At 48.5% G+C, this 13,274-nt stretch carries 10 protein-coding genes; 7 read left to right on the top strand and 3 right to left on the bottom strand.

Translation table 11 applies throughout. From position 1 onward, the window contains the following. Positions 1-12: 12 nt before the first annotated feature. Together QUA34_RS24430 and QUA34_RS24425 are read right to left on the bottom strand one after the other, a co-directional pair. A complete protein-coding gene (locus tag QUA34_RS24430) occupies positions 13-3,429 on the bottom strand; it encodes a response regulator (RefSeq protein WP_333389661.1) in 3,417 nt (1,138 codons plus the stop codon). 118 nt (positions 3,430-3,547) lie between these two features. Beyond that, positions 3,548-3,979 (bottom strand): response regulator, encoded by a 432-nt coding sequence (locus tag QUA34_RS24425; protein WP_333326615.1) that lies wholly within the window; start codon positions 3,977-3,979, stop codon positions 3,548-3,550. Positions 3,980-4,378: 399 nt separating this feature from the next. Here QUA34_RS24425 and purC point away from each other — a divergent pair, with 399 nt between their 5' ends. The 7 genes from purC (at position 4,379) to QUA34_RS24390 (ending at position 12,982) form a co-directional block, all read left to right on the top strand. After that, positions 4,379-5,107: a phosphoribosylaminoimidazolesuccinocarboxamide synthase gene (gene purC / locus QUA34_RS24420; protein ID WP_333326617.1), complete on the top strand. Its 729-nt coding sequence runs from the start codon at positions 4,379-4,381 to the stop codon at positions 5,105-5,107. A 185-nt stretch (positions 5,108-5,292) separates the two neighbouring features. Next, positions 5,293-7,674 (top strand): BamA/TamA family outer membrane protein, encoded by a 2,382-nt coding sequence (locus tag QUA34_RS24415; RefSeq protein ID WP_333389658.1) that lies wholly within the window; start codon positions 5,293-5,295, stop codon positions 7,672-7,674. 189 nt (positions 7,675-7,863) lie between these two features. Further along, on the top strand, positions 7,864-8,721 hold the full coding sequence (gene lpxC, locus QUA34_RS24410; RefSeq protein WP_333082566.1) for a UDP-3-O-acyl-N-acetylglucosamine deacetylase: 858 nt from the start codon (positions 7,864-7,866) through the stop codon (positions 8,719-8,721). A gap of 86 nt (positions 8,722-8,807) precedes the next feature. Then, positions 8,808-9,329, top strand: coding sequence for a 3-hydroxyacyl-ACP dehydratase FabZ (fabZ, locus tag QUA34_RS24405; protein WP_333163518.1), 522 nt, complete (start codon positions 8,808-8,810; stop codon positions 9,327-9,329). A gap of 93 nt (positions 9,330-9,422) precedes the next feature. Then, complete coding sequence (gene lpxA, locus QUA34_RS24400) at positions 9,423-10,217, top strand: acyl-ACP--UDP-N-acetylglucosamine O-acyltransferase (RefSeq protein ID WP_333326625.1); 795 nt, start codon at positions 9,423-9,425, stop codon at positions 10,215-10,217. 193 nt (positions 10,218-10,410) lie between these two features. Next, on the top strand, positions 10,411-11,583 hold the full coding sequence (gene lpxB / locus QUA34_RS24395; protein ID WP_333389656.1) for a lipid-A-disaccharide synthase: 1,173 nt from the start codon (positions 10,411-10,413) through the stop codon (positions 11,581-11,583). 136 nt (positions 11,584-11,719) lie between these two features. Continuing rightward, positions 11,720-12,982, top strand: a complete 1,263-nt coding sequence (locus tag QUA34_RS24390) for a DNA cytosine methyltransferase (RefSeq protein WP_333326628.1) — start codon at positions 11,720-11,722, stop codon at positions 12,980-12,982. Positions 12,983-13,054: 72 nt separating this feature from the next. Here the strand turns inward: QUA34_RS24390 and QUA34_RS24385 are convergent, their stop codons facing one another. After that, positions 13,055-13,225 carry a chemotaxis protein CheW gene (locus QUA34_RS24385; RefSeq protein ID WP_333389655.1) on the bottom strand — a complete coding sequence of 57 codons (171 nt, stop codon included), beginning with the start codon at positions 13,223-13,225 and terminating at the stop codon, positions 13,055-13,057. Positions 13,226-13,274 lie beyond the last annotated feature (49 nt).

Here is a 13,274-nt window from a genome sequence, read left to right as displayed (position 1 = left end):
TCGAGTAAGATATTAACCAAACATTCGTGTTTCCACAAATTTTTTAACCCTGGCTAAATGACTGAACAAACTTACTAATATGTTCTCCACCCTCTCAATATTTAACAATTCCACATCTGGTGATTCAGATTGAAAGCTTCGCGCTTGATGCTCCAATTGTGCGGCCAAATCCGACATCAGAGCAACTCCCACATTAGCAGAAGTTCCTTTGAGACGGTGGGCTTGATATTCCACAGCTTGCCAATCTTTAGCTTCTACGGCTATTTTGGCAGCAGCTACATCAGCTTGCGCGCCTGCCACAAAAGCTTGCAAAAGTCGCTCTGGCAATTTAATATTAACTCGTCCGAGTTGCTCCAATCTGCTCTTGTCGAACAGTCCGTCGTAGTCTATATGTTCCCAAGTTTGATGTGCGATCGCCCTTGGTGTCGGCAGAGCCACAACCTGCGCTTTTTCCATAACTTCTGTATAATTTGTTGCTAATTGAGATTTATTTGCCGAATTTATACTTTTAACTCCATACTTATTGTCACCCTGAACATTTAGGGCTTCATACTTTTTCAGAGCCGCCGCCAAAGCATCTAAATCTACAGGTTTACTGAGATAATCATCCATCCCCGCTGCCAGACACTTTTCTCGTTCCCCCGGCATAGCATGAGCCGTTAAAGCCATCACAAAAGTATGCCGATCTCTTCCTTCAATTTGCCTCAACTTTTGCGCCGTTTTGTAACCATCAAGTACCGGCATTTGACAGTCCATCAGCACTAAATCATAGCTTTTTTTTGCCAGCAAATCCAGCGCTTCTTGACCGTTGACCACGCAGTCAGCTTGATAGCCTAAAACTGCCAACTGTTCGACAAGAACTTGTTGATTGATTGGGTGGTCTTCCGCCACCAAAATCCTTAGCGATGACAGCGAATTGGGAGTAACATATTGAGAATTAACTGGTGGCAACTTGTAAGTATTAGCACCCTCCACTCTCCCAAAATCTCCCGTTCCCTTCACCGGCGCCTGCAAAGCCTCAAGCAGGCGGCTTGGTCGCACCGGCTCGATCAAATATCCGTTAAAACCTCGACTGCAAAGCGATTCAGCCTTCGGCTGTTCCCGCAAAGCAGTCATGGCGATTAACGAGCCAACTGCCGAGGTCGATCGCACTTTCCTAGCAAATTCCTCCGCATCCAACTCCGGCATTTGCAAGTCCACAAGCACCACATCCCAGCTTTTTCCCCCCTCTCCCGAATACTGAGAAATCCCGCCCTGGGCATTTGGAAACCAATTCCAAGCCTCAGCAGCAGTTTCTGCCTCATCGCAGCGGGCACCCCAACTTTGAGCGAGCGAGCGCACCGCTGCCCTTCTCAAAGCGCTTCCAGAGACTACTAACAGTTTCTTGCCCGCTAGTTCGGGATCATGAGGCTCAACTGGCAACTGTTTTTCCAAAGGTACAGTAAACCAAAAAGTAGCACCACTGCCTAGCAAACTGCGAACTCCAATGTCCCCTCCCATCATCTCCACTAACTGCTTACAAATAGCCAAACCCAAACCCGTCCCGCCGTAAGGCCTAGTAGGAGAATCGTCTACCTGAGAAAAAGATTGGAACAACTTTGTTTGCCCTTCTGCCGAAATTCCAATGCCAGTATCTCGGACGGAAAATAGCAATCTTGCCCCTTGTCTACCCTCTGCCAGTCGGTTGCCTTGTTTCACCGTTACGTGAACTAAAACTTGACCGCGATCCGTAAACTTTATGGCATTACCCGTTAAATTCAGCAAAACTTGCTTCAATCTGCCCGAGTCGCCTACCAACTTTCTGGGCACTGAACTGTCAACTAAAATATTCAATTCAAGACCTTTTTCTTCAGCCAAATGCGCTATGATTTCTATCACCGACTCAACGCAAGTATCCAAATCAAAATTAGCCTTTTCCAGCCGCATCTCTCCAGCTTCAATCTTAGAGAAATCGAGAATATCATTAATAACATTTAGCAAATGTTCAGCACTGCGGTAAATCGTCTGAGCACAGCCCCGCTGTTTCTGTTCCAGAGGAGCGCGCAGCATCAATTGAGCCATTGCCAAAACCCCATTCATCGGAGTGCGAATTTCGTGACTCATGTTCGCCAAGAATTGCGACTTCACCCGACTAGCTTCTAAGGCAGTTTCCCGCGCTTCCACCAACTCATTAATCTTGTCGGCAACCATCACAATTCCCCCTACTTTACCGTCTGGATTGTACCAAGGGTGAGCGGCCCAGCGCAGGTAGATAACAGAGCCGCCTGCTCGTTCCCAAGCATCTTCGCTCACAGAAACTACCTTGCCTTGGAGCACTTCTTGGTACATTACTTTCCAGCGATTCGGCGTATCTGGAAACAATTCGTAATGGCTGAGATTATTCAGGGACGGCAAGCCCAAATTAAATTGACTAACCCATTTTTTAGAGTTAGCCATATAGCGCATTTGTGTATCGAACATCGCCATTGCTACAGGCACGCAAGTAATAATTTGTCTCAGTTGCTGCCGTTCCCTTTCCACAGCATCTTCCGCCTGTTTCCGCTCAGTAATATCGCTAATCATGCCGGCCATTCGCAGCGGTTTTCCTTGGGAATTGCGCTGAGCTTTTCCCTGAGAAGTGCAGTAGCGGTAAACACCGTTCGAGTGCAGCAGCCGAAATTCTACATTGTAGTCTATTTCGTGTTCCAAGTGAGCGGCGATCGCCGCGACAATTCCCTCCTTGTCATCGGGGTGCAGGCGGTTATATAGAGCTTCCATAGTCCTGCCAAATTGCTTGCGCGACAAACCGATAATTTCCAAAAGGCGATCGTTCCAATAAACCTCATTTTTACTTAAATCCCAATCCCAAATTCCGTCGTTCACTCCCTCTAAAACTAACCTGTATCGTTCTTCACTTTCCTTGAGCTTTTGACTGGTATGAAATGCCTGATATTCGGCACGGTAAACGCGCATCGCATTGGATAAGCTGCGTGACAAACTATCTGGAGAAAGCTTGTTTTTAGCGATATAATCTGAAGCTCCTGCCTTCATCAATTCCACAGCAATTTGTTCGTCGCCTTGACCGGTGAGTACAATTAAGGGAACTTTCAGTCCAGCTTCTCGTAGATGTTTTACCAAACTCAGTCCGTCTCCGTCCGGCAATCCGTAGTCGAGGAATACGCAGTCAAATTTGCACTCAAATATTTGATTTAATAGCAGCCCCTGTTCTGTCTCCTCAAGCTCGCTTAAAGGTTGAGATTTATTTTGTTGGGAGAGTTTCGCGGTAGCCTGCGTAGAATTTTTGCTGACCGAGAGTTGGACCAGGGCATCCGCGCAGTCTTCTGCCTCAGTAACTTCTGCCGAAACACCAGCGGACTTGAGCGAGCGTTTGATCGCCATTCGATCTACTGCATCGTCATCAACTATCAGAATTGTGAGAATTTTGTCCATAAAAACCGAATTGTGGATTACTCCGAAAAAGCTGCTGTCGAGAAAAAGGAATTCAAACAACTGCATCGCTGAAAAATCATAAATCCCCCTTGAAAAAAAATATTCAAATTTCCCTATTTTAGGGAATTTCGCTCAGCATCCAGTATTTGTTTAGGGTAGCCATCACTTCCACAAAGTTAGAAAAAGTAACAGGTTTAAGAATATAGCCCGCTACATTCAAATTATAAGCTTTTACTTTATCTCTATCTTCATTAGAAGTTGTGAGGACGATTACCGGAATCGACCTCAAACATTCATCTAGTCGCAATTGTTGCAAAAACTCGATCCCGCTCATTCTCGGCATATTCAAGTCCAGCAAAATCAACCGGCGCGCTTTAGGCATGGGAGGATCTATTTTTCCTTCTCCACGTAATATGGCTAGAGCTTCTAATCCATTGGCAGCAATGTAGAGGGGGTTGACGATGTTATTTTTTTTGAAAGCTCGCCGGACGTTCATCACATCAACCTCATCATCTTCTACCAAGAGAATATGAATTTTTTTGTCTTGCATAAATCAGCCATTTTCTAGATGTTTTTTAAGCGCCCGTCTCGTTTGCGAGGTTTTTTCAGCACGGATCGCGAACCCAGCAGGTTTAATATCTATTGTCCTTTGTCAAGAATCATTTATGCCGGGGTCGATGACAGTATCTACCTGCAGGCGTACTTGCCCGTCATTCGATTTTAGATTTGAGATTTGAGATTTGGGATGGACCCGACGGATAAATGCGGGGGCTTGAGGATTTGAGATTTGAGATTTGGGATTGATTCCACGGATAAATCCGGGGGCTTGTACCATCAAGAAATTCTTGGTCAGAGCATGAGCGGTGCAGCGGAGATCCAAAAACTCGCCAATAACACCCGATCGAGCTACGGTAAAATCTAAAACTCATCTACATTATTATTAATCGCCATGTCAGCCGATCGCAAACTCTACGAAGGCAAAGCCAAAATCCTCTACTCCACCGAAGACAACGAAATTTTGCTGACCCACTTCAAAGACGACGCCACAGCCTTTAACGCCCAAAAACGCGGCAGCATCGTCGGCAAAGGCGAAATCAACTGCGCCGTATCCGCCCACCTGTTTCGGATGCTAGAAGCCAAAGGCATTCCCACCCACTTCATCGACACGCCGGCCCCCAACGAAATGCGAGTCTGTCGCGTCCAAATCTTGCCATTGGAAGTCGTAGTCAGAAACATTGCCGCCGGCAGTCTGTGCAAGCAAACCGGACTCGCTCTCGGCACAATAGTCCATCCGCCGCTGGTGGAGTTTTATTACAAAAACGACGATTTGGGAGACCCGCTGCTGACCCGCGACCGGCTGCTGCTAATGCAACTAGCCACCCCCGAACAAATAGACCAACTAGAAATCGCCGCCCGCGAAATTAACGAAATACTCAAAGAATTTTTCAGCCAGTGCGGCATCACCCTGGTAGACTTCAAACTAGAATTCGGTATCGACCAACATCAAAATCTGATCCTCGCCGACGAAATCAGTCCCGACACCTGCCGCCTCTGGGACAACGCAGAAGCCGACCCCGACGCCCGTGTTATGGACAAAGACCGATTCCGCCGCGACTTAGGATCGGTAGAAACCGCTTACCAGCAAGTTCTCCAACGCGTTCTCGCTCAGAAAGTCTAGAGGCCTTGGTAATGCGCTAGAATTGCACAGTTTGTCACCCTTCTGCTTTCGATGTCAGCAATCAGCGGTCAACAGTCATCAATTAGCGGTCAGCGCGAAATTCCACCGACTTATATAACTAATGACTAATGACTAATGACTAATGACTAATGTGGTGTGTGGATTGCCCAAAAAAGTGAACAAAAATGCGTTTATCTGCTGTATTGGTGGCAGTTTTTACTGCCTCAGCAACATTCGGGTTATCAAATTCTGCTTCCGGCCAAACATCCTACTCTGAATCAGCAGAGGAAGCTTTGGCTGCCGCCCGGCCCGCCCCGTCGATCGAATTACCCGATCGCCCCATTCCAGAATTAACCCAAAACCCTCCTCAAAACCGCAAAGCCGCTAAAACCGGCAAAGGGGAAGCCCTAAAAATAGCTCAGGCCCCTGCCAGAGGAGAACCCAACGACCAACCCCCAGATCGAGTCACAGAACCGCCTTCGCCGGTTTCACCTCTGATCGTTCAACTCAAACCCGAGCTAGCATCCAACCCCTCCCCCGCCTCTAGCAGCCAAAACGCCCTGCCAGACGCGCAACAGGACAGTTCGCTCCCCCCCGAGGCATCGGCTGTAACGCCCGCCTGGATCGCAGCAGAGCTAGGGAAACCAGAGGAACCAGGGACGATCGCTCAAAACGCCCAAGTTCCGACAATACCGGCCCCGACCAGGCCGCCCGCTAACACCGTTCCCCCATTGCCACCTAGCCCAGCACCGCAGCCGAGACAAACCCCCGCACCCGCCGGGGCGGCAGAACCGCAAGTGCTAGTTGCAGAAGTGACAGTCACCGGGGCGACGGACGACCTGGAAAGCGAAATTTACCGAGTCATCAGCACCCAACCGGGACGCACGACCAACCGCAGCCAACTGCAACAAGACATCAACGCCATTTTTGCCACAGGCTTTTTCAGAAACGTGCGGGCAGTACCGGAAGACACCCCGTTGGGCGTCCGGGTAACTTTTATTGTGCAGCCAAATCCGGTGCTGCGGGGAGTGACAATCACCGGTCAGCAAGTGCTGCCCCAAAGCGTAATTGACGAAAGCTTCCGCGATCAATACGGCAAAATTCTCAACCTTCGCCGCTTTGAAGAGGGAGTGAAAAAAATTAATGCGTGGTATCAAGAGAACGGCTATGTTTTGGGCCAAATCACTGATGCCCCGCAAGTAGCAGACGACGGCACTGTCACCCTGGTAGTGGCAGAAGGCCAGATCGAATCCGTTGATGTCCGCTTCCTGAACAAGGAGGGAGAGGCAACAGATGCCACGGGTCAGCCGATCGGAGGCAACACCCGTCAGTTTGTCATCACCCGCGAAGTAGAACTCAAGCCCGGAGACATCTTTAACCGCACTAAGGCGGAAAGGGATTTGAGACGGGTGTTTGGTTTGGGAATTTTTGAAGACGTGCGACTTGCCTTGGAACCGGGAACGACTGACCCCCGCAAGGCAAGAGTAATTGTCAACGTCATTGAGAAAAATACCGGTTCTCTGGCGGCTGGTGCGGGTTTGAGTTCCGCGACGGGTTTGTTCGGTACGCTGAGTTACCAGCAGCAAAACTTGAGAGGTAGGAACCAGAAATTGGGGGCTGAAGTACAAATCGGGGAACGCCAAACCCTGTTTGACCTGAGTTTTACCGACCCCTGGATTGCGGGCGATCCTTACCGGACTTCTTATACGATTAATGCGTTTAGAAGACGATCGATCAGCGTGATTTTTGACGGTGGCGAACGGGAAGTTAGATTGCCCAACGACGATCGACCCCGCGTCGTCCGCACCGGTGCCGGTATCAATTTCACCCGTCCCCTGGATCGGAATCCTTTTGCGGATTCTGAGTGGACAGCTTCAGTCGGCTTGCAGTACCAGCGAGTCTCAATTACCGATCGCAAAGGCAGGCGCGAGTCCGAGGACGAACTCGGCAACCTGTTGAGTTTTAGCGATTCGGGCTCGGATGACTTGACAACTTTGCAAGCAGGTGTTGTGCGCGATCGGCGCAACGACCCCCTCCGCCCCACTAGCGGTTCCCTGCTCCGGTTTGGGATGGAACAATCGATTCCTGTAGGTTCCGGCAGCATCCTGTTAAACCGCCTGCGGGCCAGCTACAGCTTGTACCTACCAGTCAAGTACACTAACTTTACCCCCGGCCCTCAAACCCTGGCATTCAGTTTTAGAGGCGGCACCGTATTCGGAGATTTGCCTCCCTACGAAGCCTTTGCCTTGGGGGGCGCCAACTCGGTGCGCGGATACGACGAAGGCGACATGGGAGCCGGCCGCAGTTTCCTAGAAGCCAGCGTTGAGTACCGTTTCCCGATTATTTCGTTTATCGGCGGAGCGCTATTTTTGGATGCTGGCACTGACTTGGGCACGGGCAAAGATGTGCCGGGCGACCCGGCCGGTATCCGCGAAAAGCCCGGTAGCGGTTACGGTTACGGCCTCGGCGTGCGGGTTCAATCTCCTTTAGGGCCGATCCGCATCGATTACGGTATCAACGACACGGGCGACAATCAAATTCACTTTGGAATTGGTGAGCGATTCTAAGTTGACAGTTGACAGTTGGCAGTTGGCAGTTGGCAGTTGGCAGTTGGCAGTTGGCAGTTGACAGTTGACAGTTGGCAGTTGGCAGTTGGCAATTGGCAGTTGACTACTAACTACTAACTACTGACTACTGACTACTAACTAATGCCCAATGCCCAATGCCCAATGCCCAATGCCCCATTCCCATAACTAATGACTATTCAACGTACCTTAAAATCTGAATTTGAACTGTCGGGAATCGGTTTGCACAGCGGCGAACAAACTCGCGTCCGAGTTTTGCCTGCGGAGGTTGAGGAAGGCCGCTATTTTGTCAGAATTGACTTGCCCGGTGCTCCGATAATTCCTGCAAAAATTGAGGCGGTTTGCCAGACTGCACTTTCAACAGAACTGGCAGGTATCGATGCTCACATTCGCACTGTAGAGCATCTATTAGCCGCTTTGGCGGGGATGGGAGCGGATAATGCTCGAATTGAGGTTGATGGGCCGGAAGTGCCTCTGCTGGACGGTTCGGCTCAGGTTTGGGTAGAGGCGATCGCCCATACTGGCTTAGTTCCTCAAGAATCGAAGCAAGACCCCACTTCCTCCTTTGTCGTTAGTGAGCCAATTTGGGTGCGCTACGGGGATGCTTTTGCAGCGGCTTTACCGTCAGCCGAAACTCGGTTTAGTTACGGAATTGATTTTGAGGAACAGGCGATCGGCAATCAATGGTACAGTTGGTCGCCAGAGGCAGAAAGTTTTGCGACGGCGATCGCCCCAGCCCGCACTTTTGGACTTGCTCGCCAAGTTGACCAATTGCGACAAGCAGGTTTGATCAAAGGTGGTACCCTAGAGAACGCCCTAGTTTGCGATCGATCCGGCTGGCTCAACCCGCCTTTGAGATTTGCCAACGAACCCGTGCGCCATAAAATCCTAGACCTAGCAGGCGACCTCAGTCTGCTCGGAACTTGGCCAAAAGCTCACTACTTGGCTTACAAAGCCAGTCACAACCTGCACGTCCAACTCGCCCAAGCCCTGAAATCGGAAGCTCTAGCTACCCTAGATAAAAGTTAGGAAAAAACAAGGTGATCTTCTGTTAAGATTGCATCTTCCTTCTGACTTCTGCCTTCTGCCATACCACACTCAAAATTCTTCAAGAAATGTCTACGCTGACTGAAGTTAACACCCTCAATACTGCTAATTCTGAATCCGTCTCCACCAAAAACGGTGAAGATTCTCCAGCGGTTAAATCTACTTTTACTCTCGAAGAAGTTCAGAAATTATTGCCTCATCGCTATCCTTTTGCACTGGTTGACAAGATTGTTGATTACGTGCCGTCCGAGAAGGCTGTAGGAATTAAAAATGTGACTTTCAACGAACCACATTTTCAAGGGCATTTCCCCGGACGGCCGATTATGCCTGGAGTATTAATTGTCGAAGCGATGGCTCAAGTTGGCGGTATTGTTCTGGCTCAGTTGCCCGACATCAAGCAAGGATTGTGGATGTTTACCGGAATTGATCAAGTCAAGTTCCGTCGTCAGGTTGTACCGGGCGATCAGTTGCTGATGACTGTAGAATTGCTGTGGGTAAAACGCCGTCGCTTCGCAAAAATGCAGGCTCTGGCTGAAGTAGACGGACAAAAAGTGTGTGAAGGGGAATTGACGTTTTCGATGGTAGATTAAATTGGGGAATTGGTAACTGGTAATTGGTAATTTATAACTAAGAACAGTCAACAGACAACGGACAACAGCCAACTGACAACTGACAACTGAAAAATGCTTACTTTGATTCACCCAACTGCTGTGATTCATCCCCGCGCTGAACTTCACCCGACTGTAGAAGTGGGAGCTTATGCTGTAATTGGGGAAAGAGTGAAAATCGGGCCGGAGACTAAGATTGGCGCTCATGCAATTATCGACGGGCTAACAGAAATAGGCGCTCGCAATCAAATTTTCCCCGGTGCGGCGATTGGTTTGGAACCTCAAGATTTGAAATACGAGGGTTCTCTGACTAGGGTGAAAATTGGCGACAACAATCTCATTCGGGAATACGTGACAATTAACCGCGCTACTGGAGCCGGAGAAAGCACGACTATTGGCAATCATAATCTATTGATGGCTTATGTTCATGTGGGACACAATTGCGCGATCGCCGATCGAGTAATTATCGCCAATGCTGTAGCCTTAGCCGGACACGTTAAAATCGAGTCTCAAGCCCGCTTGAGCGGTGTTTTGGGGGTTCACCAGTTTGTCCACATCGGCCGCTTATCTATGGTGGGCGGCTTGAGCAGGATCGATCGAGACGTACCTCCTTATATGCTAGTCGAGGGGAATCCTTCGAGAGTGCGAGCAATCAACAAAATAGGCCTCGAACGCGCCGGTTTTACCCCAGAAGATTTGCTAGTTTTGAAGAAAACTTTTCGTATTTTATACCATTCTGGCTACACTCTCAATCAAGCTTTGGAACAGTTGGATTTGTTGCCAGAAAATGCCCACTTGCAGCACCTGCAGAGATTTATGCAGCAGTCTGTAACAAAAGGGCGGCGCGGTTTGATTCCTGGCAAAAAGTAAATGAGGTAGAATAAACCTATTGTTTGTAGTAAGGACTTTAGTCCTTATTAGCAGCTAAAATTCGCGTCAGAGAGGGCTGAAGTCCTCACTACAAACCTATGATCAGTTAGCTGTAGGGTGTGTCAATTTCAAGCCTTAACCCAGCTAAAAAAGTTTTGCTCCGGGGCACCTTACTGATGATATCGAGGATTTTATGAAAATTTTTATCAGCACTGGTGAGGTTTCGGGCGATTTGCAAGGAGCTTTGTTAGTTGCAGCCTTAAAACGTTACGCTGTCGCCGCTGGTTTGGAGTTAGAAATAACCGGATTGGGCGGCCCTCGTATGGCGGAAGCAGGTGCTACTATTTTAGGCGATACTTTGGGCATTGGTTCTATGGGCCTTATAGAATCAGTGCCGTACATTTGGCCCACAATCAAAGTTCAGCAAAAAGCTAAACATTATCTCAAAAACTTCCGCCCCGATGCTGTTGTATTGATTGATTATTTGACTCCAAATCTCGGTATTGGCAGCTACATCCGCCGCTGTTTGCCTGATTTGCCGGTGGTTTGGTACATCGCACCTCAAGAATGGGTTTGGTCGATTTCTCCTCGCAATACTGATCTGATTGTCAATATTTGCGACCAACTTTTGGCAATTTTCCCAGAGGAAGCTCGTTATTATCAAAAAAAAGGAGCTCAAGTGAGTTGGGTTGGTCATCCTTTGGTGGATAGAATGCAATCTGCGCCCAGCCGGGAAGTTGCCCGCAAAACTTTGGGAATTGTGCCGGAACAGGTGTCGATCGCCCTAATTCCCGCTTCCAGACACCAAGAGCTCAAGTACCTGATGCCGGTTATATTTGAGGCAGCTCAAATTATTCAAGCTAAATTGCCGGAAGTTCATTTTTGGATTCCGCTTGCTAACAAAGCTTTCCGCAGCAAAATTGAACAGGCGATTGAGAATTACGGTTTGCGGGCTACTTTGTTAGAAAATCAAACTCTGGAAATATTAGCCGCTGCCGATCTGGCGATCGCTAAATCTGGTACTGTTAATCTGGAGCTAGCTTTGCTCGACGTTCCGCAAGTTGTCGCCTACCGCGTCAGTCCGATTACGGCGATTATTGCTCGCCACGTCCTGAAATTTTCGATTCCTTTTATGTCTCCGCCCAATTTGGTGCAAATGAAGCCGATCGTCCCGGAGTTGCTGCAAGACGAGGCGACTGCGGAAAATATAGTGAATCACGCACTGGAATTGCTGCAAAATGCCGATCGACGCCAGCAAACTTTGGCAGGTTATCGGGAAATGCGCGAAAGTCTCGGAGATGTGGGCGTGTGCGATCGGGCCGCTGCAGAAATCATGAAAAATGTTAAATTAAATACAGCTTCTTAAAGCAATTTTGGTATTGAAAGGTTATGTAGAAACCCGGTTCCTTTGTGGCTGGCTCGTGGACAAACCCACGATTTATTACCAGAAACGCGGTTGATTTCCTTAATTTCTATTAAAGCAACTTTGTTATTGAAATGTTATGCCAAGCAATCGGAAAAAGCGACCGATCGCTGTTGATTTATTTGCAGGCGCGGGCGGCATGACCCTGGGCTTTGAACAAGCAGGGTTTGATGTACTTGCCTCAGTCGAAATCGACCCTATTCACTGCGCCACACACGAGTTTAATTTCCCGCTGTGTTCTATTCTTTGCAAAGATGTCACACAGCTTACGGGTTCAGAAATTCGGAAAAAATCGGCGATCGGGCGGCGCGAGATAGACGTAGTAATCAGCGGTTCGCCCTGTCAAGGATTCTCCATGATGGGCAAGCGCGATGTGGACGACCCGCGAAATTCTCTAATTTTTCACTTTCAGCGCTTAGTTTTGGAGCTAAAACCCAAGTTCTTTGTAATGGAAAATGTGCCAGGAATTGCATCAGGAGAACACAAAGAACTCCTGAATGTTTTAATTAGCTCTTTTCTGAAATGTGGCTATAAAGTAGAAGAAAAATATCAAGTTCTCAACGCTGTTAACTATGGAGTACCGCAAGCTCGCAAACGATTGTTTTTGATGGGGTGCAAAGAAGGTTATGAGCTACCCAAATACCCTCAGCAAACTACTATACTGCCGAAAATTAAAATTCCTAAACGCTATAAAAAAATTAATTTGCCTGCTGTCCCGACAGTTTGGGATGCGATTGGAGATTTGCCGGAAGTGGAAAAGTACAGCGAGTTGCTGCATCGAGATTGGGTGATGGCGGAGTACGGAAAGTGCAGCACTTATGGGAGTATAATGCGCGGAATTGATGCTTTGGATGATGATTATTCCTACGATCGCGAGTACGATCGACAAATCCTCTCTGGTAGTTTGCGAACTAAACATTCTCAGGAATGTATAGAAAGGTTTCAGGCGGCCAAACACGGCGAAAAAGAGCCGATCAGCCGTTTTTACAAGCTTCACCCTGACGGAGTTTGCAACACACTCAGGGCCGGAACCGACAGGGCGAGGGGGGCTTATACTTCGCCGAGACCGATTCACCCGATCGCCCCTCGGTGCATTACAGTCAGAGAAGCTGCGCGACTGCATTCCTATCCTGACTGGTTTAGATTTCATGTCACCAAATGGCACGGTTTTCGCCAAGTCGGAAATTCTGTACCACCGCTATTGGCGAAAGCTGTCGCAGCGCAAATTATTAGCGCTTTAGGGGTGACAGCGTTTAAGCCCAGTCTCAAACTGACATGGGGAGATGATTCGTTGCTTAAACTCAATTGGTCGGAAGCAGAACAATATTATCTAAAAAGTTAAGAATTAGATTGACAGCGTATATCCAGGGCTACCCCCAATTAAGCGCGGGTTTAGCGTCCCCTGTATCAGTGATCACACTTCGATTACCCGCACGAGATGTCCCCGGTAGTTAAACAAACCGGGAATGTATTCCGGGGCGCTGTGAAGTTTTTTCAAGGTAAAAGTGGCAACTATTTCGACTACTGGCCTGCAATCCAAGGCGTAGCGTCCTATACATAGGGTTTGCTGAATAATCGATCGCAAACTAAGAACAGGAGCTCACGATATATTCAAGCAGAGTTAAATATAAGTT

This window comes from Microcoleus sp. POL10_C6 (genome assembly GCF_036701585.1).
Taxonomy (GTDB): Bacteria; Cyanobacteriota; Cyanobacteriia; order Cyanobacteriales; family Microcoleaceae; genus Microcoleus.
Note: the sequence above shows the minus strand (reverse complement) of the source record. Positions and strands in the feature narration are given on the sequence as shown.

What these genes read in the sequence shown, in the direction of transcription:
- lpxC (WP_333082566.1), top strand. Translation starts at nt 7,864, where the DNA reads ATGACTATTCAACGTACCTTAAAATCTGAATTTGAACTGTCGGGAATC.
- QUA34_RS24415 (WP_333389658.1), top strand. Translation starts at nt 5,293, where the DNA reads ATGCGTTTATCTGCTGTATTGGTGGCAGTTTTTACTGCCTCAGCAACA.
- QUA34_RS24425 (WP_333326615.1), bottom strand. Translation starts at nt 3,979, where the DNA reads ATGCAAGACAAAAAAATTCATATTCTCTTGGTAGAAGATGATGAGGTT.
- fabZ (WP_333163518.1), top strand. Translation starts at nt 8,808, where the DNA reads ATGTCTACGCTGACTGAAGTTAACACCCTCAATACTGCTAATTCTGAA.
- purC (WP_333326617.1), top strand. Translation starts at nt 4,379, where the DNA reads ATGTCAGCCGATCGCAAACTCTACGAAGGCAAAGCCAAAATCCTCTAC.
- QUA34_RS24390 (WP_333326628.1), top strand. Translation starts at nt 11,720, where the DNA reads ATGCCAAGCAATCGGAAAAAGCGACCGATCGCTGTTGATTTATTTGCA.
- lpxA (WP_333326625.1), top strand. Translation starts at nt 9,423, where the DNA reads ATGCTTACTTTGATTCACCCAACTGCTGTGATTCATCCCCGCGCTGAA.
- QUA34_RS24430 (WP_333389661.1), bottom strand. Translation starts at nt 3,429, where the DNA reads ATGGACAAAATTCTCACAATTCTGATAGTTGATGACGATGCAGTAGAT.
- lpxB (WP_333389656.1), top strand. Translation starts at nt 10,411, where the DNA reads ATGAAAATTTTTATCAGCACTGGTGAGGTTTCGGGCGATTTGCAAGGA.